The sequence below is a fragment of the Burkholderia metallica genome, from assembly GCF_001718555.1.
GTDB lineage: Bacteria > Pseudomonadota > Gammaproteobacteria > Burkholderiales > Burkholderiaceae > Burkholderia > Burkholderia metallica.
Genome location: NZ_CP013401.1, coordinates 2,990,899 through 3,015,539 on the forward strand (window position 1 = coordinate 2,990,899; position 24,641 = coordinate 3,015,539).

Below are 24,641 nucleotides of genomic sequence, written 5' to 3' on the forward strand. Positions count from 1 at the left end.
GGAAGCGGGCCGCAGCGGGCGGTTCGCGGGCCGCCGGCGCCTCCTGCCGGTACGACCCGTCGTTATTGGAATCGGTACCGGGCGATTATAGCGCCGGCCCCGCGCCGACCGACCGGATCGCCTCCAAATGACGCTAAAATAAGCGTCTTTCCGGCTCAACGCTGCATACAACCCGCAGCACCTCACCGCTTCCCAGGAGAAATCTATGTCAATGGCCGACCGCGACGGCAAGATCTGGATGGACGGCAAGCTGATCGACTGGCGCGACGCCAAGATCCACGTCCTGACCCACACGCTGCACTACGGCATGGGCGTCTTCGAGGGCGTGCGCGCGTACAAGTCGGCCGACGGCAGCACCGCGATCTTCCGCCTGCCCGAGCACACCAAACGTCTGCTGAATTCGGCGAAGATCTTCCAGATGGACGTGCCGTTCGACCGGGAAACGCTCGAAGCCGCGCAGCTCGAAGTCGTGCGCGAGAACAAGCTCGAGTCGTGCTACCTGCGCCCGATCATCTGGGTCGGCTCGGAAAAGCTCGGCGTGGCCGCGAAGGGCAACACGATCCACGTCGCGATCGCCGCATGGCCGTGGGGCGCGTATCTCGGCGAGGACGGTCTCGCGAAGGGCATCCGCGTGAAGACGTCGTCGTTCACGCGCCACCACGTGAACGTGTCGATGGTGCGCGCGAAGGCATCGGGCTGGTACGTGAACTCGATCCTCGCGAACCAGGAAGCCACCGCCGACGGCTACGACGAAGCGCTGCTGCTCGACGTCGACGGCTACGTGTCGGAAGGCTCCGGCGAGAACTTCTTCCTGGTGAACAACGGCAAGCTGTACACGCCCGACCTGTCGTCGTGCCTCGACGGCATCACGCGCGACACCGTCATCACGCTCGCGAAGGACGCCGGCATCGAAGTGATCGAGAAGCGCATCACGCGCGACGAGGTCTATACGGCCGACGAAGCGTTCTTCACCGGTACGGCCGCCGAAGTCACGCCGATCCGCGAGCTCGACAACCGTACGATCGGCAGCGGCGCGCGCGGCCCCGTCACGGAAAAGCTCCAGTCGGCGTTTTTCGATATCGTGTCGGGCAAGAACGCGAAGTACGCGCACTGGCTGACGAAGGTCTGAGTGCGCCGCGCCACCGACTGCCCCACAAAAGAGTGATAAGAGAAAGTCTCATGAGTGAAATCAAGGAAATGCCGCTGGTCGAACTGACGGCCAAGGATCTTCCCGCGTACTGCCCGAACCCGGCCATGGCGCGCTGGAGCGCCCACCCGCGCGTGTTCATCGACGTGTCGCACGGCGAGGCACGCTGCCCGTACTGCGGCACGCGCTACAAGCTGCGCGACGGCGAGGTCGTCAAGGGCCACTGAGCCCCGGCGGCCGGGCCCGCAGGTTCGCAGGCCCGCCCACCCGCAAGGCGGCGCCGCCGGATTGCCGGCGCGCCGCCCTTCTCCATTCTGGCAACCCGAACGCGGCGCCCGAGCGCCGTGCTTCATTACGACATCGGAAGTCGACCTGATGCGTCGAGCGCTGGTTATCGCACCGAACTGGATCGGTGACGCATTGATGGCGCAGCCGCTTTTTGCGCTGCTGAAGAAACTCCATCCCCGCATCGCGATCGATGCGGTCGCACCCTCGTGGGTCGCGCCCGTGCTCGAGCGGATGCCCGAGATCCACGATGTCTACGCGACCGATCTCGCGCACGGCAAGCTGCAGCTGCTGCGCCGCTGGCAGCTCGCGAGCGACCTGCGCGACGTCGGCTACGACGCGGCGTACGTGCTGCCGAATTCGCTGAAATCCGCGGTGATCCCGTGGCTCGCGAACATCCCGCTGCGGATCGGCTACACGGGCGAACACCGCTACGGGCTGCTGAACGTGCGGCACGCGAACCCGGACAAATCGGGCGAACGCCCGCCGATGACGACCCACTACGCGGCGCTCGCGTACGCGCCGGGCGCGAAGCTGCCCGAGTCGATGAAGACGCTGCCCGCGCCGCGCCTCGACGCCGACCTCAACGAGACCGCGCGCGTGTCCGCACGTTTCAATCTCGACACGCGCAAGCCGCTCGTGGTGTTCTGCCCCGGCGCCGAATACGGCCCGGCCAAGCGCTGGCCGCCCGAACACTTCGCGTCGCTCGCGACGATCGTCCACCAGTCGTTCCCGTACACGCAGATCGTCGCGCTCGGCTCGCAGAAGGATGCCGCGGCCGCGCAGGCGATCGCCGACCACGCGCCGAACGTGCGCAACCTGTGCGGGCAGACGTCGCTGTCGGAGGCGTGCGCGCTGATCGCGCGCGCGAACGCGGTCGTCACCAACGATTCGGGGCTGATGCACGTGGCGGCCGCGCTGCGCCGGCCGCTCGTCGCGCTGTACGGATCGACCGATCCGCGCCACACCCCTCCGCTGTCGGAGCTGGCGAAGGTACAATGGCTGCATCTCGAATGCAGTCCCTGCTTCCAACGCGAGTGTCCGCTCGGCCATCTGAACTGCCTGCGCGAACTCGGTCCCGAGCAGGTATTCGGCGATTTGCGCGGCATGCTCGTCGGGCAGCGCTGACCCTGGCCGGCAGCGTCGCACGGCGCGCCGGGCAATCCGATTCACCGGTGTACGGCGGCTCCATCCGGGCCGCCGTGCTGAATACGGCGCGCGACGCGCGCGAGAGATAACCCCGATGCCACGTTTTGCCCGCCTCTTCGAAGCCGCCGCCGATACGCTGAACGCCTACTACCAGGCCGTCGCCGATGCCAATCTCGACGCGCTGCTGGGATTGTGGATCGACGAGGATTTCGCCAGCTGCGTATGGGCGGACGGCGAGCATCTGCACGGCCTCGACCAGATCCGCAGCGGGCTCGCGAACCGGCTCGCCACGCGCCCGGTGACGATCGAGCCGCTCGACATCCGCGTGTACGACAGCCTCGGCACGGTCGTCTATACGATCGCCGAAGCGCATCAGCAGGCCGACCTGACGGCCGAACCCGACATGGTTTTCGCCACGTACGTGATGATTCACGAGCGCGGCGAGTGGCGCATCGCGCATATCCACGCGAGCCCGATTCCCGAACAGGCGGCCGGACAATTCGCCGCGAAGATCCGTCATGGGCAGGGTCCGCTGCACTGACGAAAAGACGAAGCAACGCATACGCGGGGCGATCATGAGTACGGCTTCTCCGCCCACCTCGCCGCTCACCGGGGCTCCGGCCCCCGACGACGACCTACTGCGCTATCGCGCACCACGCTGGCTGCCCAACAGCCACGCACAAACCATCGTGCCCGCGCTGTTCGCGCGGCGCCCCGTCGTCGCCTACCGGCGAGAGCGATGGGAAACGCCCGACCACGACTTCATCGATCTCGACTGGGTTGCGCATCTCGACAGCGCGGCGCCGGCGCCCGATGCGCCGCTGTTCGTGCTGTTCCATGGACTCGAAGGCAGCTCCGGCTCGCACTACGCGCTCGCGATGATGGCCGCGGCGCGCGCGAAGGGCTGGCACGCGGTCGTGCCGCACTTCCGCAGTTGCAGCGGCGAGATCAACCGCCAGCCGCGCTTCTACCATCTCGCCGACAGCGCCGAAGTCGACTGGATCCTGCAACGGCTCGCCGCTCAGCATCGCGGGCCGCTCGTCGCGGCCGGCGTGTCGCTCGGCGGCAACGTATTGCTGCGCTGGCTCGGCGAGCATCGCAGCGACACGTCGATCCTGCAGGCGGCCGCCGCGATCTCGACACCGATCGACGTGCATGCCGGCGGGCGCGCGCTGTCGCAAGGCTTTGCGATGGTCTATACGCGCAGCTTCCTGAAGACGCTCAAGCGCAAGGCGCTCGCGAAGCTCGACCAGTACCCGGGGCTGTTCGACCGCGAAGCGATGCTGCAGGCGGTGACGATGCGCGACTTCGACGAGGTCGTGACCGCGCCGCTGCACGGTTTCGCCAACGCGGACGACTACTGGACCCAGGCGACGACCCGGCCGCTGCTGCCCGCGATCGACGTGCCGACGCTGATCCTCAACGCCCGCAACGACCCGTTCCTGCCCGAATCGGCGCTGCCGGGCCCGGCCGACGTGTCGCCGGCCGTCGAGCTCGACCAACCCGAGGCCGGCGGGCATGCGGGATTCATGACCGGGCCGTTCCCCGGCCGCCTCGACTGGCTGTCGGCGCGGGTGTTCGGCTATTGCTCGAAATTCGTCGACCATGGATGACATCGTCAGGCAGGCCCTCGCCAAATGGCCGAACGTGCCGCACTGTACCGGCTGGCTGCTGCTCGACCGGCGCGGCGAATGGCGACTGCGCGACGACGCGGCGCAGGCGGCCGGCGAGCTCGGCTCGCCGATCCGGCATGCGGCGCTGAACGCGTTCATCGGCCGCAATTACGAATGCGACGCGCAGGGCCAGTGGTTCTTCCAGAACGGGCCGCAGCGCGTGTACGTCGAGCTGGCCTATACGCCGTGGGTCGTCCGGCTCGCCGAGCGCGACGGGCAGCTCGCGCTCACCGACCAGACCGGCGCGCCGTTCGAACCGGATGAAGCATGGCTCGACGATGCCGGCGGCGTACTGTTTCACGCGGCCGGCACGCCGCCGCGCATCGCGGCGCTGCACGATCACGACCTCGGGCTGTTCGCCGATCACGCGGATTTCGATGCGGTGCCGCCCGTGCTGCGCTGGCGCGACGGCCGCGTGCTGCCGCTCGGCAGCATCGTCGGCGCGGACGTGCCCGCGCGGTTCGGCTACGTCGCGAGCCCCGCGCAGCGGGCCCGCAACACGGCCGACGGCGGCAACTGACCCGCAGCGGCCGCACCGGCGTGCGCCGTGCGCCGGCCGCTACCCGCGGCCGTTCTTCTCGTCTTCGCGTTCTTCCTTGTAGCGCGCCTCGAATTCCAGCAGCCGCGCGCCGATCATCGACTGCTCGTAGAACGACACGTCCTTCGCGTCGCGCGCTTCCTTCAGCTGGCGAATCGCCGACCGCCACGCGCCGTCGAGCGCGAGCTTCTCGGCGAGCGCGCGGCGCCGCGCCAGCACGTCGCCCTTGCCGTCGCTCGCCTTCGCGAGATAGTCCCACCAGTCCGGCTGCCCGGGGTCGGCCTGCGTCTGCGCGCGTGCCTGCGCCTGCGCGTCGGCGAAACGGCGCGCCGCGAGCAGCGCCTGCAGATGCGCGACGATCGCGGCGTGCGACGCCGGCCAGCGCCGCTGCGCGAGCGCCGCGAGGCGCACCGCGTCGTCCGCACGCCCCGCGCGGCGCGCGATGTCGGCGGCCAGCACGTCGAGGCTCGGCGAACTCGTCGCCGGATCGTCGTCGCGCCGCTCGCGCGCCTCGAACGCGGCGCGGGCCGACGCGAGTGCCTTGCTAGCCGCATCGTACTGGCCGAGCAGCGCGTTCGCGAGCGCGATGCCGTACCAGTTCGCCGCGACGTTCGGCGCCGTGCGATCGTCGATCTCGACCTGCATTCGGCGCGCCTCGGCCGCGATGTCGGTGGGCGCGCGGTTCTGCAGCACACGCAGCCGCGCGCGCACGAAGCCGTATTCGGGCGACTGACGCGGCTGCCGGTACGGCGCGCGGCGCGCGCGATCCTCCATGTCGGCGATCCGCTCGCCGGTCAGCGGGTGCGTGCGCGCATAGGCCGGCACGCCCGCATCGCCCATCGACGCGCGGTCGAGCCGCTCGAAGAAGCCCGGCATCCCGTACGGGTCGTAGCCCGCGCCCGCGAGCAGCTGGAAGCCGACGCGATCGGCCTCGCGCTCGGCCGAACGCGAGAAGCGCAACTGGTTGTCCACCGCATACGCCTGCCCGCCCACCGCGATCGCGCTGCCGAGGTCGCCGCTTCTCGCGAGGACGCCGGCCAGCACGCCGAGCAGCATCGTCGCGAGCGCCGTATAGCCGGTCTTCTCGTTCGCACCGATCATCCGCGCGATGTGCCGCTGCAGCACGTGCCCCATCTCGTGGCCGACCACCGACGCGAGTTCCGACTCGGTCTGCGTCGTGACGACGAGCCCGCTGTTGATCCCGATGAAGCCGCCCGGCATCGAGAACGCGTTGATCTGCGGATCGCGCACCGGGAACAGGTCGAAGTCCGGCGTATAGCCGCCGATGAAGCGCGCGGCCGCCGCGGCCGCGAGCCGCGCCGCCATCGCGTTCAGGTAGTCGCGCACGAGCCAGTCGTCGAGATAGTCGGGATCGCGCCGCACCTCGCGCATCACGCGCTCGCCGAGCCGGCGCTCGGCCTGCGGCGTCAGCGCACCGCCGGAACCGTCGCCGAGGTCGGGCAGCTCGAACGCGCGAAGCGGCGCGCGCAGGCTCGCGGCCGGCGCCGACGCTCCGCCCGCTTCCGAGAAGCGGCTCTCCGCGCCGCCGTACGTGCCGAACACGCCGGTTGCGATACCGGACGGCACGGTGGAGATCGACCGGGCGCCGTCGGCTGCCGGTTCGAGCGGCGGCGCGGATGCGCGCTGCGCATGGCCGCTCGGCGGCAACGCGAGCGCCGCCGAAAGCGACACGGCAAGCAACTGTTTGACACGCATGGCAGGATGAAAACGACGCCGTCCCGCGCGCCGGGGCGCGCATCGCGGCGTTTGGTCTGAATATTCGGGTCATTGTACCGGCGACATCGCGACTGTTCCGTGCGGGATGGGCGCCATCTGCGCGCCGGCGCCGTGAACGCCGCTGCTATGATAAGCGCCCGTTCAAGCGTGGCATCGGCGCGGGGAACCGGTAATTTCAGCACCCTGCCCGATCACCCTGCAGGATCGACGGACGTGCTCGCGCGAGCACGCCGTTCCACTGGAGCATCACATGTCAGGACTCACCCATTTCGACGCCGCCGGCCATGCGCACATGGTCGACGTCGGCGGCAAGCAGGAAACCCAGCGCATCGCGATTGCACGCGGCACGATCCGGATGCTGCCGGCCACGTTCGCGCTGATTCGCGACGGCAAGGCCAAGAAAGGCGACGTGCTCGGCGTCGCGCGCATCGCGGCAATCCAGGGCGCCAAGCGCACGGCCGACCTCATTCCGCTGTGCCACCCGCTCGCGCTGACGCGCGTGGCCGTCGACTTCGAACTCGACGATGCGCTGCCGGGCGTCCACTGCGTCGTGCAGGTCGAGACGTTCGGCCGGACCGGCGTCGAGATGGAAGCGCTGACCGCCGTGCAGGTCGGGCTGCTGACCGTCTACGACATGTGCAAGGCCGTCGATCGCGGGATGGTGATCACCGACGTGAGCGTGCGGGAGAAGCGCGGCGGGAAGTCGGGGGATTGGAAGGCGGAAGGTTAAGGCATTGTTTCGCAAAATTCGACGCTCTGCCCAATATTGCCGAATCATCACTTCCTGACGAAATCACTACAAATCTGACTTCTGACATACGAAAAGTCGATCCAATCCTGTCCAAGTTGGAGACAGGATATGGCGTCGATACGCAAAAGGGGTAACAAGTGGCAAGCACGGATATGCCGTGCGGGCTCGGGCCATCGCAGTTTGGCGATGTTGAAGCGGTACTACCATCCGTCAGCAACTGATTTAGCACATAAGCTCGGATAATGGCAGTGGCATGCAGCGTGGTGCATGAGTCTCATGCGCCACGCTGCATTTGGTGCAACGACGGCCTCCCGATCAAGAGGGACAGCCTGTCGAATGGCTATTTGCTTGCTGCTGTGGTCGTCGTCGACGCATCGAGAATGCCAGTGTTGATGACCTTGTCGACGAAATTCTCCATTGCGTTCGCGATTGCCTTCTGTCCGGCGTCCGCCAAAGCGTCGGCACCTACGCCGCAAGACCCATCTTGGCTCGAATGCCCTTGCCCCCGGAACGTCGTCGCAATCAGTTCCTTGCCAGCCTTGTCAGACACACGGGCACGAATGGCTATGTCTACGTTCGCATCTGCTGTCGGAACGAAGAAGCCGGGGGAGAAACGGACGCGCGGATCGAACTCGGCGAGATCGAACTTGAAAACCAGTCCGTCACCCAATGTGGGAATTGCACCGCCGTTCCTGACCGCATGAGGAAAAGCCGCCTCAACCGTCTTCGACAAGGAATTTTCGAGGGTCTCCCCGATATACATGGGGTATCGGTGAGCGCCGCACTGAAACCCCGGCTTCACTTCCTTCCCGGCAGTCGCAAGGTTGTCACTGAACACCACATACGCCTTGTCCTGCTTGACCTTGGTGCTCATTACTTCAGCAGCCCCTGATTGGGACGACACTTGCACGTTATAAGCACAACCCGAAAACAGACTAACCACCGAAAGAGCGGTTAGCGATTTGATCCATTGCATAGCATTCCCCGTAACTCATTAATTTTATAAACCATCCCGCTAAAGGAGACAGCTCGAATAGGTTAACGGCAGCAGTAGCCTCAATCTATAGGTGTTGTCGCCGAACACTGACTCTTGCAAAACGCGTGACAATCACATATCAGTGGTGGGACGCAGTGCAGAGACAAAGGTCGCCACTCAGCGCCACACGCCGCCATTCCATCCATGCCTACCACGAACGAAGATCGGTTATCCGCCACGCTCGATCAAACGGTTCAGTTCCACCGCACGGTCGCGGCACATATTGGCAACCTTGTTCCGGTAGAGGGCGAACGATTCGCCGCCTCCTTCCGAGCCGGACTCCTATCAATCGAACATTCGATGGGTGCGTTGATGCTCATTACCAGTGGGCTTCACGCGTCGGGATTCTCTACTTCGCCCACAATACGAATCTCTGATTCGAGGAATCTGGTTGCCGTCCGCTGCATCGGAGAATTGTGTGACCAAACTCAGTGCCCCCTGACTGAAGAGAATGCACAGCGGGCGAATGAAGGGTTGATGGTGGTCAACATGCTAAAGGAACTGAACACCAGCCACGCACCACGCCCCCTGCTTGAACAAGTGAAGAATTATCATGATGTCGCGTGGAAAGCCCTGAATAGCTACGCACATGGAGGACTTCAGCACAACGCGCTACCACCTTCGAGAAGTCACCAAGGGAGAACTTGACGCCAAGGATCCGGTCTTGCGCCGGACCGACTGGTTTGACCGTGCCTATGAGCAGATGCATGCCGCAACGGCTTCACTGCTTGGTCGAACTACGCCGAAGCCATCAGCACGGCGCGATCAAGAGACAGCAATACCGACGCCCAACGTGCCATTGTCTGCACCGTTGAAACCGGCAACGCCCAAGGTCTACGACATCGCGACGTGCGGCACGGCTAACGACGAGGTCGCCGCCATCCTTGCTGAAGTCCAGAAGGCCGGATACACGCTGACGAAACAAACATCGAAAGTGGCCGAATTCGCGACCCCTAGCGGTCAGACCATCTACTTGGTCAAGACCACATCGAGGATGAATCGCGCCAATCTGATGGTGCATCCCGGCCTGATGCCTGACGCGGTGACGGCATTGCCGGGAGTTGCATCGGTCAGCCACGAGCATCGTTTCCATTCGAACATGTCGCGGTTTCCGAAGCGGCTGAACCGTGGGGCGACCGAAACCGCGTGTGGCCGGCAAGTGAGCCTCGACACATTCGATGACCTTCCGCGCTTCCTTGCTGCATTTACTGATTGGACTATGCCAGCCGGTGCAAGGCGCTAAAGGTAACTGACTACGTCAATCGCCCCTCGCCGTCACGGTCAGTGCAGCAGCCGACGCCGGTATTGTTGTCCGGTTCGCTTTACATTCGTTCAGATACCTCGGTTCTACATAGGTCTTTCCGGTCGCATCTGGAACCACATGAACGCCGATTCGCCTGACGTACACCCTATTGATCCCGCGAAATGGAAGTATTCGCTGTCGTACTCTTTAATTTCGACGACTGATCGGAGAGATTCTGGTGACCGGGACAAAGCTGATAGCTGCACGAAAGGAATTGGCATTTGCAAAGAAGGCCCTGGACGAATTGAAGACCGCGAACGGGCCAGATACAGAAGCGCTGTTGACGACGGCCTGGACTATCACGGACGGCTACATCCTCAACTGCTGAATACTTCACCGCTACCGTGTTTCGCGGGCAAGTTGGTAGCAACTGGTTCGTCATGTCGTAGCACTGCGGTCACGATAAGATTGTGCGGACAACAACCAGCGGGGTTACCATGACCGACAAGACACTCGAACAGTTTGACCAAGCAATGCGCGGCATCTACGACGCCGCACGAAAACTGAAGCCGCCATACCACGCCACCTACTTCCTGCGTATGGTGGGCGAACACGGCGGCAAGGAGACTGCGAACCGACTGCTGGCGACGAACAGACCATCGGAAGGATTCACCGAACTCTTTCTCCGTGGACGGGAAAACCTCTGTCTGAGCGTCGAATATCTTGTCCTTCAGAAGCCGTGGCGCGATCTGTTCACGGAGGAACAGCTTGCGGTCGCGAGGAAACGACTGATCGAGGTTGAATGTCCGTTGCCAGCGGACGACCAATACTGATCACTTGCCGGCAACGAAATGACCTACAGATATTTCCTCGATGGCGTGGTCCATCCCGAACGAGCGCAGATACCCGATCACCACATCTCCGCTAAATTCAAGCACGTTGTATTCGGAGTTGATGCGAAAACTGACGTTCGGATTCTCATGAATCAGGTGGCTGTATGGGTCGAGACGGATGTCGAGTGGAACGCCTTGGACCTGCGCAACGCAGTCAGATACATGGTCCAGCTGGAAATGGACATTGTGGGTTTCCTTCTCGGCCACACCTACGATGTGGAAATACGGCGGGCCATCTGTCCGGAAGTCGGTCTCGACGTCGTTTTCGGCATCGACGTTCCTTGCATCGGCGAACTGCATCGTGGAGTCGATCTGCATGCCCGAATTGCAGCAATGCGTCCTAAGCTGCGAGGCGAACCGGGAGTCTTCCTTCATCGGTGCTTACGCGACCTTATCATCGCGATGAAGGAGCCGGACGATGTTGCCTTTCACTGCTACCGGGCCGTCGAATCGCTTCGCCACCACTGCATCGCTACTCGATCGCTGGACCCGAAAGACAAGGCAACTCAGTGGAAGACGCTGCGCGAGATTGCCGGGTGTGATGAATCGGCAACAAGGCTACTGGAAAAAGCAGCACAAGCGACCCGCCACGGAGAACCCCAAGTCGTTCCTGAGGCAGATGCAGTCGGACTACTGACGACGGCATGGGCAGTTGCGGATGGCTACATCCGCAACTGCTGACTCCCCCACTTGTCCGACGTTGCCTAGTCGATTCTCCGGTATCGCGCTGCTTCACCGCACTTCATCTGCATGGGGGATACAGGCGACAAAAATGTCTGAATGGACGGAAAGGGGCGATCGTGCGGGTCATTGATCCGCAATCGCGGACAGGTCATGGATTGGTGCGATATCAACTGTCGCACGTGCCAAGGCCGTAGGCCGCGATGATTGCAAGCGAAATTGGTTCATGAACGAGAAATTCGGCCAGACCTCATGGATTTCGCCGAGATAGGGAGCAATTGGATACCTACATGTTCGATCAATCAGCGGCAAATCCGGCAGTAATCAGATTTCATCAGGTCTTCATCGATGAACAAATCTGTTCGCCCGCTACGCGTCCGAACAACGTTGCCGCCCCTCGCTACGCGAGGATCGTCACGTCGAACTGATTTCTTCGGATCAGCAGGCAAGATTCCCCGTTCGAACGATAAAAAGCAGAAAGCACATCACCCATGACGAACCCCACGCTGAAATACGGCGCGCCGCTGCTGTGCGCGCTCCTGCTGCTGCCGGCCGCCGCCTTCGCTGCCGGCCGCTGCCCCGCCGCCGACACCGCGGCGCACGCGGCCATCGACGCGCAGCATCACGTCCAGCAGGTCCGCAATCCTCAAGGCGACGGCGGCGGCAACGTCGACGTTTCGCCGCCGCTGCGCGACGCGCTTCGTGCGTACAAGCAGGCGCTCGTCGGCGCGATCGATGCGCAGCTCGCGTGCAGCGGCGAACAGGTCGACCCGGCCGCACTGAAACGCACGCTCGCGACCGCGCTCGGCGTGCCGGCCCACCCTGCCCAGCCGAAAAACGGCGAATCGGCGTTCGGCCGCAATCCGGACGTCGACGTCGAACGCGGCGGCACGTCGCGCCCGTTGCTCTTCGTGCGCGCCGGTTTCGACATCGCGTGCGGCGACGACAACGTGCTGACCGCTTACGCATGGGAAAACGGCGGCTGGCGACGCGTGCTGCGCTGGCAGGCCGACGATTACAAGGACATCGGCGGCGCCTACGGCGGTGGCTTCTGGTTCTCGGCGCTGCCCGGCGGGCAGGTCGCGGTCGTCCACGGCACGCCGTGGTGCTCGTCGCGCTGGAGCCGGTTCGGCGCGGACGTTCTTGCACCGGCAAACGGCTCGACCGCGCAACGCACGCTGTTTCATACCGAACACGGCTACGTGCTCGACGACGACGCGATCCGGTTCAAGGTACGCTCCGACGGCTTCGAGATACGCACGACGGTCGGCTCGAAAGACAGCGAAGTGATGACGCGGCCGGGCATCTTCCGCTACCGCGTCGACGGCGCCACCGTGCAGCGTGTGCAGCCTGTTGCGCTCAACGGCCGCGATTTCGTCGACGAATGGCTGAAGGTGGACGATGCGCTGGCGCGCGAATGGAGCGAGCCCGCCGCCGCCGCGGCCGCGCTCAAAGGCCGGCAGGCGTTCGACAAGGCCAGCAAGGCGACCGATATCGGGTTTGAGTACGGCCCGGTGCGGAGCTGCTCGGACAGCAAGGACCGCTTTCAGGTCGAACTCGACCTGACGGGCAACACCGGGGAAACGGTCGCGCGGCACTACGCGCTGATTCGTCAGGAACGCAACGGGTTCACGCTGCTCGGGCTGAGCGCGACGGCCGAGCCGGCCTGCCGCGGCGCGAACCTGATGCCGCGGCGCTGAACGCCGGGCGCGTGCGCTCCGACGGCCGCACGCATCGACTGTCGCCGGCAATGTACGACGAAGCGGCCGGCAGCAAACGAAGCCCGCACGGGCGGGCCGCGCGCAGGCCGCGCCGCTCGCGTATCACTGGCCGCGCTGCGGCTCGAACACGAACGGTTGCGTCAGCAGGAACGGGTTCGCGGTCGCGCCCGTCTGCGCGCAGGTCGCGTGCGTCATCGCGTCGACGGCCGCGCGGTCGGCCGCCGCATTGCGGCTGCTCGTCGTCACGGTGACGTTCTGCGCTTCGCCGGACGTCGTCATCAGCGCACGCACGAGCACGGTCGCCTGGCGCGTGAGCGGTTTCGCGGTATCCGGATAGACGGCGCGCGGAATGTGGCAGGTCAGCTTGCTTTCCTGCGACGACGACAGCATCGCGCAGCCGGAAAACAGCATCGCGACAGCGGGCAGGATCAGGTAGGTCGAGCGAATGGCCATGGTCGAATATCGTTCTTCAGCACTGTTTCCGACGCACGCGCCGCGCACCGGGCAACGTCGCCCGGCCGCATCGCATGCATCACGCCGCGCCGCGGCCATCGGACCGGCGCCCCGTTACGGCCGCACGGCCGATCGATGTTCGGCCGCGATCCTGCGTGGCGGACCTCCCGGATGAACGGGGTGCCGCCCGTGTTTGCGTCCGCCCGGTCGCCATGCGGGCCGGCAGGCAGGCGCTTTCGCGCATTGTGCACGCACGACCCGCCCGGCGGCGGCAATTTGACAATGGTTGACGCGAATTGCCGCGTCTTGGGGCGGAATGCGTGTAATCCGCGGGGTAATCGACAGGTCGCCGGGTTCGCGGGATTCACCGGAGTCGCGCGGCGCGCTTGCGCCCCGCTCGCGCCGCTGCTTCCCCACGTCGCGGCACCTGCCGGAATTCCCCGTTCCGGCAAGCGCTGCGCGCATCAATCCGAATCGTCGTCGTCCTCGTCGTCGGCTGCATCGGCCGGCACTTCGCCGTATTTCGCGACGACCGCCGCCTTGAACGTCTTCAACGCCGGCTGCTGGTCGCACAGCTTGTACAGCGCCGCCAGTTGTTGCGGCCAGTCCTTCAACTCCTTTGCAAACACGTGCAGGCGCGCGACGGTGTCGAACGCATCGGCTTCACGTCCGGCCAGCGCCTGCAGCACCGCATAGCGGCGCAGCACCGTCTCGCCCGGCAGCAGCGCGATCGCGCGCTCGTGCGCGGCGAGCTTGACCGGAAGGTCGTCCGCCGAAATCGCGAGCAGCGTGGCCGCGCCGTAATCGCCCCACGCGCCGAACAGCAGCGACGGCGCATCGCGGTACTGCGCGGCCGGATCGCTGCCGTAATACAGCACTTCCGCGCGCTGGTAGTCGCGCAGCACGGGCACCGCCGCCAGCACGCCGCCGACCGACAGTACCGCGAACAGCCCGAAGGCGGCCCGCCCCGGCAGGATGCGCAGCGGCTTCACTTCGAGCAGCCCGATCACGAACATCGCCGGCAACAGGAAGAACATGTACTGCTGCGGATACTCGACCAGCGCATGCATCAGCAGGATGCCGATCAGCGCGAAACCGAACACGCGCATGCTCGACTGCGGCGCGCGCACCGCACGCACGAACCAGGTCACGAGCGCGACGACGAGCACGCCCAGGCCGACGAGGCCGGACTTCGCGAGCAGGTCGATGAAGATGTCGTGCGAGTTGTTCGCGATCTCGACACCGCCGAGCGTGCGCACGAGCGCGAACTGGTGCGACGGGAACTCGCCCCAGCCGACGCCGAGCAGCGGATGCTCGCGGAACATCGCGAGCCCGTACTTCCACAGCGCGAGGCGCGGTGCGATCTGCCCCGCGTCGCGCATCCGGTCGGCCGCGGATTCCGCGAGATTCAGGTGGTAGTGCACATTGGCCCAGCGCACCGCGACGTTCACCGCGACGAACGCCACCGCCAGCACGACCGGAATCAGCCACGCACGCTTATTGCCCGGCGCGCGGCGCGACTCGAGCCACGCCATCCAGAAGCCCGCGACGACCATCACCGCGACCTGCAGCCACGGGCCGCGCGACACCGTCAGCGCGAGACCGACCGACAGCACGATCGACAGCGCGAACCACGCCCATACCGCGAGCCGGCGCGTCTGCACGAGATACAGCGCACCCGCGAGCGCGAACGCGATGTAGCTGGCCAGATGGTTCGCCTGCGCCATGTTGCCGTACGGGCGGCGATCGACCGCGACGTTGTAGATCACGACGAACGGCGACAGCGCCGATTCGAGGTGGAACAACTGCACGATCTGGGTGCCGACCGCGAACACGCCGCCGACGAGCAGCGCGCCGGCCATCATCCGCGACACGGCCTCGGTCAGCCCGTCGCGCGCGAGCGCATAGCCGGCCTGCATCGCGACCAGTGCGGCGGCAAGATAGCCGACCGCCAGCCAGTTCATCGACGGCACTTTCAGCGGGATCAGCGCGACCTGCGCGATGAGCACCGCCGCGAACCCGAGCGGCGCGACGAACGCGGCCGGCGCGGCGAACGGCTCGGTCGGGCGACCCGTGCGCGCGAGCAGCACGACGGACACCCCCACCAGCAGATACAGCACCAGCGCGGAAAACTCGGAATAGAAGGTCGGAATCGGATACGTGTGATTCGTGATCGCATACGGCACGATCAGGGCGACAGCCAGCGCAACGAGCGGCAACGAACGGGAAAAAGTAGAAGGCATGAGCGAACCGGATGTCAGCAACCGGCGCACTATACAAAACTTTCCTCGCTCTGTGCGGGGCCGTCGCGCCGCGACCCGACGCGGCGCAGCCGCCCCGGCCGGCTGAAGCGGCAGGCGGGCTGCCCGCACCGCACGGCTGCGCCACCGTTCCGATCACGCACATTACGCACGGCACTCGGCCGGTGCGTACTTCGCAGGCAGCGTCGCGGCGTCAGCCGGCAGCGGCCCGGCCCCCGGCGCCGGCAGCGACGATGCATCCTTGCCGGCGGCGAAGCACTCCCACGCGATCGCACCGGCCTGCATCGCACCCTTTTTAAGCGCCACGCGCGCGGTGGGTGTGTCGGCCTTGTCGGGCGCGGACGGCACGAGCACCAGCGTATTGGCGTTGGCCGCAGTAACGCGCGCGGTGAAAGTGACCGTGATCTGGCCGGTCTCGCCGTCGATCGCGACGGATTGGACGTTGCGGGTCGCGGCCGGCGGGCTGTAGCCGCCGTCGAGGCTCGCGCCGCTCGCGGCGTTGTCGGCGACGGCAAGCCGCGCGGACGACGCGAGCGCGAGCCCCTCGCCGACCCGCGAGCGCGCGAGGTAATCCTGATACGCGGGAATGGCATAGGCCGCGATCACGCCGACGATCGCCAGCACGATCATCAGTTCGATCAGCGTGAAGCCGGCCGGCCGCCAGCGCGGCGACGGCCGGTTCGCGCGCCGCAGATCGGCGGCAACGCGACGGAACAGGGAAACGGAAAAGGCTTCGAACATGGCAGGCTCCGGAAACGAAAAACGCCTGCCGGTAGAGGCAGGCGTCTCGATCGTAGCCAGCGGGGTCCGAATCCGGCAGTCGGCCGGATGGCCAGTGTCAGTGCGCGCGCGGGGTACCGCTGCGGCGCCTGAGCGCGTAGCCGATCGCCACGACGAACAGCGCGCCCGCAATGCTCGCGCCGTAGAGCACCGGCTGCGTATCGAGCACCGCCCAGCGATCGCCGACCGGATCGTTCACGATCAGCCCGCCCGCGATCCAGCCGAGCAGCCCGGCGCCGAGCGCCACGACGATCGGGAATCGGTCGAGCAGCTTCAGCACCAGCGTGCTGCCCCACACGATGATCGGGACGCTGACGACGAGCCCGAAGATCACGAGCGGGATCCGGTGCGACGGATCGGCCTGTTCGGCCGCGCCGGCGATCGCGATCACGTTGTCTAGGCTCATCACCGCGTCGGCGATCACGATCGTCTTCACGGCGTCCCACAGCCGGCTGGCCGGCTTGATGTCGTCGTGCGCGTCGTCGGCCGGCGCCATCAGCTTGATGCCGATCCACAGCAGCAGCAGCCCGCCGCCCAACTTCAGGAACGGCACGTCGAGCAGCGCGACCGCGAACGTGATCAGCGCAACACGCAGCAGGATCGCCCCCGCGGTGCCCCAGACGACACCGCGCAGCCGCTGGTTCGCCGGCAGGTTGCGGCATGCGAGCGCGATCACGACCGCGTTGTCGCCGCCGAGCAGGATATCGATGATGACGATCTGGAATACGGCGCCCCAATGCAGCGACGTCAGGAATTCGAGCATGGCCGTGAGGACAGGACAGCGGCCGCTCGCAGGCGGCCCGGTTCATCGCCGGCACATGCGCGACGCATGCCCGGTGCTTACGAATTCATTGCGCGAGCATAACAAAAAACGCCGGCAATGCCGGCGTTTTCTGCAGGACGAACCCGGGGGAAATATTACAGCGCCTTCTTCAGCAGACGGCCCATTTCCGACGGGTTGCGCGTGACGGTAATGCCGCACGCTTCCATGATTTCCAGCTTCGCTTCGGCCGTATCCGCACCGCCCGAGATCAGCGCGCCGGCGTGGCCCATGCGCTTGCCCGGGGGCGCCGTGACGCCCGCGATGAAGCCGACCACCGGCTTCTTCATGTTGTCCTTGATCCACTCGGCGGCGTTCGCTTCGTCCGGACCGCCGATTTCGCCGATCATCACGACCGCATCCGTATCCGGATCGTCGTTGAACATCTTCATCACGTCGATGTGCTTCAGACCGTTGATCGGGTCGCCGCCGATGCCGACTGCCGACGACTGGCCGAGGCCGAGTGCCGTCAGCTGAGCAACCGCTTCATACGTCAGCGTGCCCGAACGCGACACGACGCCGATGCGGCCCTTGCGGTGGATGTGACCCGGCATGATGCCGATCTTCAGCTCGTCCGGCGTGATCGTGCCCGGGCAGTTCGGCCCGAGCAGCAGCGTCTTGCGGCCTTCGCGGCGCATGCGGTCCTTCACTTCGATCATGTCGCGCACGGGGATGCCTTCCGTGATGCAGATCGCGAGATCCAGATCGGCTTCGACCGCTTCCCAGATCGCAGCCGCTGCGCCTGCCGGCGGAACGTAGATGACCGACACGGTCGCGCCGGTTTCGGCCTTCGCTTCCTTGACGCTCGCGTAGATCGGAATGCCTTCGAAATCTTCGCCGGCCTTCTTCGGGTTCACGCCCGCGACGAATGCTTCGCGGCCGTTTGCGTATTCACGGCAGGCGCGCGTATGGAATTGACCGGTTTTGCCGGTAATGCCCTGCGTGATGACCTTCGTGTCCTTGTTGATCAGAATCGACATGTATTTTGACCTCTGTTCGATTGGCGTCGCGTGCCAGCCGCGCCGCCATGCGTATTCGATAGCGTTACTTGCCTGCGGCAGCCGCGACGACCTTCTGCGCAGCCTCTTCCATGCTGTCCGCCGAGATGATCGGCAGGCCCGAATCGGCCAGCATCTTCTTGCCGAGGTCTTCGTTCGTGCCCTTCATGCGCACGACGAGCGGCACGTTCAGGTTCACGGCCTTCGAACCGGCGATCACGCCTTCCGCGATCACGTCGCAGCGCATGATGCCGCCGAAGATGTTCACGAGGATCGCCTTCAGATCCGGGTTCTTCAGCATCAGCTTGAACGCTTCCGTAACCTTCTCGGTCGTGGCGCCACCGCCGACGTCCAGGAAGTTCGCCGGCTCGCCGCCGAACAGCTTGATGGTGTCCATCGTCGCCATCGCGAGGCCCGCGCCGTTCACGAGACAGCCGATGTTGCCGTCGAGCGAGATGTACGCGAGGTCGAACTTCGACGCTTCGATTTCAGCCGGATCTTCTTCGTCCAGATCGCGGTACGCGACGATTTCCGGGTGGCGGAACAGCGCGTTCGAGTCGAAGTTGAACTTCGCGTCGAGTGCGATGACCTTGCCGTCGCCGGAGACGTTCAGCGGGTTGATTTCGGCCAGCGATGCGTCGGTTTCCCAGAATGCCTTGTACAGACCTTGCAGGATCGCGCGCGCTTGCGGAATCGAAGCGGCCGGCACGCCGATCTTCGCGGCGAGGTCGTCGGCTTGTGCGTCGAGCAGGCCCGTCGACGGCTCCACGATGACCTTGTGGATCAGTTCCGGGTGCTTTTCGGCGACTTCTTCGATGTCCATGCCGCCTTCGCTCGAACCCATCAGAACGATCTTTTGCGAGATGCGATCGACGACGAGGCTGACATACAGTTCCTGCTTGATGTCGGCGCCTTCTTCGATCATCAGGCGGTTGACCTTCTGGCCTTCCGGACCGGTCTGGTGCGTGACGAGCTGCATGCCGAGGATCTGGCTCGCGTATTCGCGGACCTGCTCGATCGACTTCGCCACCTTCACGCCGCCGCCTTTACCGCGGCCGCCTGCGTGAATCTGAGCCTTCACGACCCAGACCGGGCCGCCGAGCTCTTCTGCCACCTTGACAGCGTCCTCCACCGAGAACGCCGGCTTGCCGCGCGGTACCGCGACTCCGAATTTCCGCAGGATTTCCTTACCCTGGTACTCGTGAATCTTCATGCGTGATTCCCTTCAGTCTGAGAGTTGGATGAAAAGTCGCTTAAGACGCTTCTTCGAATGATTTCCGTTCATTCCTTCGTGCTGCCATCACCGGGCACGTCCGGCCGGCTCGCGCCATACCAGCGCGGGTAATACTGCCGCACGACCTCGCCGTCGAACCGCAACGCCCGGCAGCGGCCGAGCTGGAAAGGTGCGTCGTCGTGCGCGCCGTCGTGATCCGGCCCTTCGCCGCCTTCTTCACGCACGTTCCACACCTCCCCGGCGAACGCCTGGATCGCTGCCGTCGGCAGCACCGCGCACAGTTCGGTGAGATGGGAGCAGCCTGCGACGCCGGCGAGCAGCCGGTTCGCATTGCGGCGGAAGTTGCGGAAGAGATTGAGCCCGATGAGGGCCCGATAGGCGGGAGAGGCGGATTGACAGTGACCGGGATAGGGAACCCATTCCGAAGACGCTTCGGCGTCGACGACATTGAGGTCACGATCGATAGTCACGCGCAGCCAGAGTTCGTGGATCGGCAGGCCCTGGGGCCGGATGCCCGACGCAAGCGCGACATCGCGCGGCTTGTGGTCGGTCAGGCAGGCTTCGATATCCCACAAGCCGTCGCCGCGCTCGTAAGCTTCCGCTCGGATTGCGCGTCGATGTCGCAACTGACGGGGCACGGGCTCGGGTAGCGGCATGCTGGAGGTTGAGGCCGAAGAGGAAAACCCACGGATTTTAGCATATTGGGTATTTGAGACAGTTGGACGCGACGGCGGGTATTCCCGCCTGTCCGGAAGGGGTTGCGTTGCAGCAAAATCGCGCGCCACGCGCGCGATCGGCGTGCTCAGTCGTCGATCGGGAAATCGTCGCCGACCTTCAGCAACTTCACGATGGTCGCGCTCGAGAAGCCGCGCGCGGCAAGAAAGCGCGCCTGCTTCGCACGCTCGGCCGGCGTTTGCGGCAGTGCACCGAATTTCTTGCGCCAGACGGCCTGCGCGCGCGCCCATTCGGTCTCGCGCAGCTGCGCATTCACCTCCTCGACGAGCGTGTCGCCCACCGCATGCCGCTTCAGCTCGCTGACGATGCGTGCGACACCGACACGCGACGCGCGACGATGCACGAGACTCTCGGCAAAGCGTGCATCGGACAGCCACCCTTCCTGCTCCAGCGCATCGAGCACGGGCTCGACGGATTCGTCTTCGCCGACGTAGGGCGCCAGCTTGCGCGCGAGTTCGGTGCGGCTGTATTCGCGCCTGGACAGATAGCCGAGTGCGCGCCCCTTCAACGACCGCTGCGGCTTCGATGATTTGCGCTCGCCGGCGCCGGCGGCTTCACCGGAAGCACTGCCGGCGGCAGCGCCCGATGCTCGACGCGTGCGGCGTGGATGCTGGCTGCTGCGTGTATAGACGTCTTCCCTGGCCGGCGCCGACGCATCGGGTGCGCGATCGCCCGGGAAGCTGACACCGGAAACACGACGGCGGGGGCGGTCGTGCGCGTCGAACGATTCATCGTCGTCGAACGGATCGGCCGGTGCGGCAATCTCAAACGAAACGAGGGCATCGTCGGATGCCCTCGTCGCGGTGCGGTTCGCGGCATCGCTGCCCGCGCCCCGCCGATCGGCGCCCGAGGATCCGGCTCGCCGGCTGGAGCGGCCTGCCGTTTCGGGCACGTCGCTCTCCTCCGGCTCGCCAGCCTGACCTCGGCGCCCGATCATCACTCTTCTTCGTCCATCGCCTCGGCTTCGTCCTCGACCACACCATCGGGCATGGTGACCACGCCAAGCGATTCGCGAATGCGGTTCTCGATCTCGCGTGCGATTTCCGGATTTTCGCGCAGGAATTCACGCGCGTTGTCCTTGCCCTGGCCGATCTTCTCGCCGTTGTAGCTGTACCAGGCGCCCGCCTTGTCGACGATTTTCGCCTGCACGCCGAGATCGATGATCTCGCCCTGACGCGAAATGCCTTCGCCATACAGGATGTCGAAGATCGCTTCGCGGAACGGCGGCGACACCTTGTTCTTGACGACCTTCACGCGGGTTTCGTTGCCGATCACCTCGTCGTTCTTCTTGATCGAGCCGATCCGGCGGATGTCGAGACGCACCGACGAATAGAACTTGAGCGCGTTGCCGCCCGTCGTGGTTTCCGGGTTGCCGAACATCACGCCGATCTTCATCCGGATCTGGTTGATGAAGATCACCAGGCAGTTCGTGCGCTTGATCGTGCCGGTCAGCTTGCGCAGCGCCTGCGACATCAGGCGGGCCTGCAAACCCGGCAGCGAATCGCCCATCTCGCCTTCGATTTCAGCCTTCGGCACGAGCGCCGCGACCGAGTCGATGACGATCATGTCGATCGAGCCCGAGCGCACCAGCGCGTCGGTGATTTCCAGCGCCTGCTCGCCGGTGTCCGGCTGCGAGATCAGCAGCTCCGGCACGTTCACGCCGAGCTTCGCTGCATATTGAACGTCGAGCGCGTGCTCGGCGTCGATGAACGCGGCCGTGCCGCCCAGCTTCTGCAGTTCGGCAATGACCTGCAGCGTGAGCGTGGTTTTACCGGACGATTCCGGACCGTAGATCTCGACCACCCGGCCGCGCGGCAGGCCGCCGACGCCAAGCGCGATATCGAGACCGAGCGAGCCCGTGGACACGACCTGGATGTTCTCGGCCGCCTCGGCGTCGCCCATGCGCATGATCGAGCCCTTGCCGAACTGCTTTTCGATCTGGGCAAGCGCGGCGGCCAGCGCCTTGCTCTTCTCGGCGGTCATCCCGGAGCCCTTCTTGCTATCTTCCATGAATCGTCCTTTGCTATGATGAGCAGCGTCTGTAAGAGGCGCGCCCGCTATCAAGCGCTGCCCACGAATGCAGACACTGTATAAAAAAACAGTGTTTTGTGCAAGCCCGCAATGCAGGCTGCGTTGTATACGAATAACTTCGGAGACAGCCGGCCGGCGCGAACGCCCTGCCGGCCATCGGTCAGCACCATGCGAATTCTCATCGCGGAAGACGACAGCATACTCGCGGACGGCCTCACCCGGTCACTCCGCCAATCGGGCTATGCGGTCGACCACGTGAAGACCGGCGTCGACGCCGATACCGCGCTGTCGATGCAGACCTTCGACCTGCTGATCCTCGATCTCGGGCTCCCGAAAATGTCCGGGCTCGACGTGCTCAAGCGCCTGCGCGCCCGCAATTCAAACCTTCCCGTGCTGATCCTGACGGCCGCCGACAGCGTCGACGAGCGCGTGAAGGGGCTCGACCTCGGCGCCGACGACTACATGGCCAAGCCGTTCGCGCTCAACGAGCTCGAGGCGCGCGTGCGCGCGCTGACCCGGCGCGGCGCGGGCGGCGGCCCGACCGTCGTGCGCCACGGCTCGCTCGCGTTCGACCAGGTCGGCCGGATCGCGTATGCGAACGATCGCGTGCTCGATCTTTCCGCGCGCGAACTCGGCCTGCTCGAAGTGCTGCTGCAGCGGATCGGCCGGCTCGTGTCGAAGGAGCAGCTCGTCGACCATCTGTGCGAATGGGGCGAGGAAGTGAGCAACAACGCGATCGAAGTCTATGTGCACCGGCTGCGCAAGAAGATCGAACCCAGCGGCGTACGGATCTCGACCGTGCGCGGCCTCGGCTATTGCCTCGAGAAAGTCGCGCCCGCCGCGCCGACCGACACGGCCGCGCCCCAGCCCGCGGTGGCCGGCACGCCGCTGCGCTGAACCCGGGCGTCGCCGCGATGGCCACGCCGGCCCATCCCCGCCAACCGACCGGCGCGCCGTCGTCGGCCGCCGACGAGGCGCGCGACGCGCGCTACGAAAACCCGTTCGCCCCGCCCGACGAAACCGATGAGCCCGAGGCGCCGCGCCCGCGCTCGCTGTTCGGCGAGATCCTCGACTGGATGCTCGCGCCGCTGCTGCTGCTGTGGCCGATGAGCATCGCCGTCACCTATCTGGTCGCGAAAACGATCGCGAACGGCCCGTTCGATCGCGCGCTCGAGACCAACGCGTACGTGCTCGCGCGGCAGATCCATCCGGTCAACGGCGTCGCCGAGCTGACGCTGCCGGAGCAGACGCGCGACTTCCTGCGCGCGGACAACGTCGACAGCGTCTACTTCCAGGTGCTCGGCACGCGCGGCGAGCTGGTCGCGGGCGAAGCCGACATGCCGCTGCCGCGCGACGAGGACCGGCCGCCGCCCGGCGTCGTCATGTTTCGCGACGACCTGCTGCGCGGCAACGACGTGCGCGTCGCCTATACGACGGTCGCGCTGCCGCGATCCGACAGCACGCAGCCCGTGCTCGTGCAGGTCGGCGAAACGCTCGACAAGCGCAACGCACTCGCGAACGACATCATCAAGGGCGTGATCCTGCCGCAGTTCGTGATCCTGCCGCTCGCGATCCTGTTGGTGTGGTTCGGGCTGTCGCGCGGGCTCGCGCCGCTCAACGCGCTGCAGGCGCACATCCGCGCGCGGCGGCCCGACGACCTGTCGCCCGTCGAGGCGCAGCGCGCGCCGCCCGAGATCGAGCCGCTCGTCACGTCGTTCAACGACCTGCTCGCCCGCCTCGAACAGAACATGGCGCTGCAAAAGCGCTTCATCGCCGACGCCGCCCATCAGATGAAGACGCCGCTTGCGGGCCTGCGCACGCAGGCCGAGTTCGCGCTGCGCCATCCGGTCCCGCCCGACGTGCAGCGCTCGCTCGAACAGATCGCGACCAGCTCCGAGCAGGCCGCGCGGCTCGTCACGCAGTTGCTCGCGCTCGCGCGCGCCGAGAACCGTGCGAGCGGGCTGACGTTCGAGCCGGTCGAGATCGCGTCGCTCGCGCGGCGCGCGGTGCGCGACTGGGTGCAGGCCGCGCTCGCGAAACGGATGGATCTCGGCTACGAAGGCCCGCCGGACGACACGCCGCTCGACGTCGACGGCCATCCGGTGATGCTGCGCGAGATGCTCGGCAACCTGATCGACAACGCGATCCGCTACACGCCGGACGGCGGCCGCATCACGGTGCGTGTGCGCGCCGAGCCCGCGACGCGGGTCGTGCATCTCGAAGTCGAAGATACCGGCCCCGGCATCCCGGCCGCCGAACGCGAGCGCGTCGTCGAGCGCTTCTACCGGATTCTCGGCCGCGAAGGCGACGGCAGCGGCCTCGGCCTTGCGATCGTGCGCGAGATCGCCACGCAGCACGGCGGCACGCTGACGCTCGACGATCACGTGTACCAGCACGCGCCGCGCCTCGCCGGCACGCTCGTACGCGTCAGCCTGCCGCTGACCGATACGCCCCCGGATTAACCCTGACGCGCAC

24 protein-coding genes and 1 pseudogene are annotated in these 24,641 nt (G+C 65.7%); 14 read left to right on the forward strand and 11 right to left on the reverse strand.

The window, feature by feature from the left end; genetic code table 11:
• Window positions 1-205 precede the first annotated feature (205 nt).
• The 6 genes from WJ16_RS13505 (at window position 206) to WJ16_RS13530 (ending at window position 4,774) form a co-directional block, all read left to right on the forward strand.
• On the forward strand, window positions 206-1,129 hold the full coding sequence (locus WJ16_RS13505) for a branched-chain amino acid transaminase (protein ID WP_069257483.1): 924 nt from the start codon (window positions 206-208) through the stop codon (window positions 1,127-1,129).
• A gap of 50 nt (window positions 1,130-1,179) precedes the next feature.
• A complete protein-coding gene (locus WJ16_RS13510) occupies window positions 1,180-1,374 on the forward strand; it encodes a zinc-finger domain-containing protein (RefSeq protein WP_006749970.1) in 195 nt (64 codons plus the stop codon).
• Window positions 1,375-1,522: 148 nt separating this feature from the next.
• On the forward strand, window positions 1,523-2,560 hold the full coding sequence (waaF, locus tag WJ16_RS13515; protein ID WP_069257484.1) for a lipopolysaccharide heptosyltransferase II: 1,038 nt from the start codon (window positions 1,523-1,525) through the stop codon (window positions 2,558-2,560).
• A gap of 115 nt (window positions 2,561-2,675) precedes the next feature.
• Window positions 2,676-3,122 carry a nuclear transport factor 2 family protein gene (locus WJ16_RS13520; RefSeq protein WP_006749968.1) on the forward strand — a complete coding sequence of 149 codons (447 nt, stop codon included), beginning with the start codon at window positions 2,676-2,678 and terminating at the stop codon, window positions 3,120-3,122.
• A gap of 34 nt (window positions 3,123-3,156) precedes the next feature.
• Complete coding sequence (locus WJ16_RS13525; RefSeq protein WP_069258061.1) at window positions 3,157-4,194, forward strand: hydrolase; 1,038 nt, start codon at window positions 3,157-3,159, stop codon at window positions 4,192-4,194.
• A complete protein-coding gene (locus WJ16_RS13530) occupies window positions 4,187-4,774 on the forward strand; it encodes a DUF2946 family protein (protein ID WP_069257485.1) in 588 nt (195 codons plus the stop codon). The genes WJ16_RS13525 and WJ16_RS13530 overlap by 8 nt, the downstream gene beginning before the upstream one ends.
• Before the next feature lie 39 nt (window positions 4,775-4,813).
• Here the strand turns inward: WJ16_RS13530 and WJ16_RS13535 are convergent, their stop codons facing one another.
• Window positions 4,814-6,508, reverse strand: a complete 1,695-nt coding sequence (locus tag WJ16_RS13535; protein ID WP_069257486.1) for a M48 family metalloprotease — start codon at window positions 6,506-6,508, stop codon at window positions 4,814-4,816.
• A gap of 271 nt (window positions 6,509-6,779) precedes the next feature.
• Here WJ16_RS13535 and moaC point away from each other — a divergent pair, with 271 nt between their 5' ends.
• Window positions 6,780-7,259 carry a cyclic pyranopterin monophosphate synthase MoaC gene (gene moaC, locus WJ16_RS13540; protein ID WP_069257487.1) on the forward strand — a complete coding sequence of 160 codons (480 nt, stop codon included), beginning with the start codon at window positions 6,780-6,782 and terminating at the stop codon, window positions 7,257-7,259.
• Between the two features lie 361 nt (window positions 7,260-7,620).
• Here moaC and WJ16_RS13545 read toward each other — a convergent pair whose 3' ends face one another.
• Window positions 7,621-8,154: a hypothetical protein gene (locus tag WJ16_RS13545; protein ID WP_236858156.1), complete on the reverse strand. Its 534-nt coding sequence runs from the start codon at window positions 8,152-8,154 to the stop codon at window positions 7,621-7,623.
• A gap of 487 nt (window positions 8,155-8,641) precedes the next feature.
• Between WJ16_RS13545 and WJ16_RS35930 the strand changes: the two are divergent.
• The 5 genes and pseudogenes from WJ16_RS35930 (at window position 8,642) to WJ16_RS13565 (ending at window position 12,833) form a co-directional block, all read left to right on the forward strand.
• Window positions 8,642-8,964, forward strand: a pseudogene (locus tag WJ16_RS35930) (DUF6988 family protein).
• Window positions 8,906-9,559 (forward strand): hypothetical protein, encoded by a 654-nt coding sequence (locus WJ16_RS13550; RefSeq protein WP_157126763.1) that lies wholly within the window; start codon window positions 8,906-8,908, stop codon window positions 9,557-9,559. The pseudogene WJ16_RS35930 and the gene WJ16_RS13550 overlap by 59 nt, the downstream one beginning before the upstream one ends.
• A 497-nt stretch (window positions 9,560-10,056) precedes the next feature.
• Entirely contained in the window at window positions 10,057-10,392 is a 336-nt protein-coding gene (locus WJ16_RS13555) for a hypothetical protein (RefSeq protein WP_069257490.1), read from the forward strand.
• Window positions 10,393-10,410: 18 nt separating this feature from the next.
• Entirely contained in the window at window positions 10,411-11,133 is a 723-nt protein-coding gene (locus WJ16_RS34810; protein ID WP_076605921.1) for a DUF8168 domain-containing protein, read from the forward strand.
• A gap of 491 nt (window positions 11,134-11,624) precedes the next feature.
• Complete coding sequence (locus WJ16_RS13565) at window positions 11,625-12,833, forward strand: hypothetical protein (RefSeq protein ID WP_069257492.1); 1,209 nt, start codon at window positions 11,625-11,627, stop codon at window positions 12,831-12,833.
• A gap of 123 nt (window positions 12,834-12,956) precedes the next feature.
• On the opposite strand, the gene WJ16_RS13570 is transcribed toward WJ16_RS13565, so the two are convergent.
• The 9 genes from WJ16_RS13570 to recA all read right to left on the reverse strand — a co-directional run bounded on the left by WJ16_RS13570 (window position 12,957) and on the right by recA (window position 22,145).
• Window positions 12,957-13,307 (reverse strand): TonB family protein, encoded by a 351-nt coding sequence (locus WJ16_RS13570; RefSeq protein ID WP_069257493.1) that lies wholly within the window; start codon window positions 13,305-13,307, stop codon window positions 12,957-12,959.
• Between the two features lie 464 nt (window positions 13,308-13,771).
• Window positions 13,772-15,550 carry a PglL family O-oligosaccharyltransferase gene (locus WJ16_RS13575; RefSeq protein ID WP_069257494.1) on the reverse strand — a complete coding sequence of 593 codons (1,779 nt, stop codon included), beginning with the start codon at window positions 15,548-15,550 and terminating at the stop codon, window positions 13,772-13,774.
• A 162-nt stretch (window positions 15,551-15,712) separates the two neighbouring features.
• Entirely contained in the window at window positions 15,713-16,309 is a 597-nt protein-coding gene (locus WJ16_RS13580) for a pilin (RefSeq protein ID WP_069257495.1), read from the reverse strand.
• 97 nt (window positions 16,310-16,406) lie between these two features.
• The gene (locus tag WJ16_RS13585; protein ID WP_069257496.1) at window positions 16,407-17,111 is read right to left on the reverse strand and encodes a TerC family protein; all 705 of its coding nucleotides are present in this window, start codon (window positions 17,109-17,111) and stop codon (window positions 16,407-16,409) included.
• Between the two features lie 155 nt (window positions 17,112-17,266).
• A complete protein-coding gene (gene sucD, locus WJ16_RS13590; protein WP_006477916.1) occupies window positions 17,267-18,148 on the reverse strand; it encodes a succinate--CoA ligase subunit alpha in 882 nt (293 codons plus the stop codon).
• Between the two features lie 64 nt (window positions 18,149-18,212).
• The gene (gene sucC, locus WJ16_RS13595; protein ID WP_069257497.1) at window positions 18,213-19,379 is read right to left on the reverse strand and encodes an ADP-forming succinate--CoA ligase subunit beta; all 1,167 of its coding nucleotides are present in this window, start codon (window positions 19,377-19,379) and stop codon (window positions 18,213-18,215) included.
• 68 nt (window positions 19,380-19,447) lie between these two features.
• Window positions 19,448-20,056: a DUF2889 domain-containing protein gene (locus WJ16_RS13600; protein WP_069257498.1), complete on the reverse strand. Its 609-nt coding sequence runs from the start codon at window positions 20,054-20,056 to the stop codon at window positions 19,448-19,450.
• A 146-nt stretch (window positions 20,057-20,202) separates the two neighbouring features.
• Entirely contained in the window at window positions 20,203-21,072 is an 870-nt protein-coding gene (gene recX, locus WJ16_RS13605; protein WP_069257499.1) for a recombination regulator RecX, read from the reverse strand.
• Window positions 21,072-22,145 carry a recombinase RecA gene (gene recA / locus WJ16_RS13610; protein ID WP_069257500.1) on the reverse strand — a complete coding sequence of 358 codons (1,074 nt, stop codon included), beginning with the start codon at window positions 22,143-22,145 and terminating at the stop codon, window positions 21,072-21,074. Before recA ends, recX begins: the two co-directional genes overlap by 1 nt.
• 189 nt (window positions 22,146-22,334) lie before the next feature.
• Between recA and WJ16_RS13615 the strand changes: the two genes are divergently transcribed.
• Both WJ16_RS13615 and WJ16_RS13620 read left to right on the forward strand, forming a co-directional pair.
• Window positions 22,335-23,063, forward strand: coding sequence for a response regulator transcription factor (locus WJ16_RS13615; protein WP_069257501.1), 729 nt, complete (start codon window positions 22,335-22,337; stop codon window positions 23,061-23,063).
• Between the two features lie 17 nt (window positions 23,064-23,080).
• A complete protein-coding gene (locus WJ16_RS13620) occupies window positions 23,081-24,628 on the forward strand; it encodes a sensor histidine kinase (protein ID WP_069257502.1) in 1,548 nt (515 codons plus the stop codon).
• The last annotated feature ends 13 nt before the right edge of the window (window positions 24,629-24,641 follow it).